1 pseudogene is annotated in these 284 nt (G+C 58.8%); it reads right to left on the reverse strand.

Features of this window, described 5'->3' with window-relative positions:
• Positions 1–67 precede the first annotated feature (67 nt).
• Positions 68–284 (reverse strand): annotated as a pseudogene (locus AABA86_RS34540) (flagellar type III secretion system pore protein FliP); the annotation flags it as partial.

Consider the following 284-nt stretch of genomic DNA (forward strand, 5'->3'; position numbering starts at 1 on the left):
TACCCAACGCTAACCATAGCGCGGTACTTTTCGCTAACCATGACGGGGCGCCAGGCGATCGCCGCGGTTACGAGAACGAGCGCACCAGTCCGGAGGCGAGCAGATTCCAGCCGTCGATCAGCACGAAGAACAGCATCTTGAACGGCAGGGCCAGGATCGTCGGCGGCATCATCATCATGCCCATCGACATCGTCAGCGTCGCCACGATCATGTCGATGACGAGGAACGGCAGGATGATGAGGAATCCGATCTCGAACGAACGCCTCAGCTCGGAGATCATGAAG

It is taken from the genome of Bradyrhizobium sp. TM233 (assembly GCF_036247965.1).
Lineage (GTDB): Bacteria > Pseudomonadota > Alphaproteobacteria > Rhizobiales > Xanthobacteraceae > Bradyrhizobium > Bradyrhizobium ottawaense.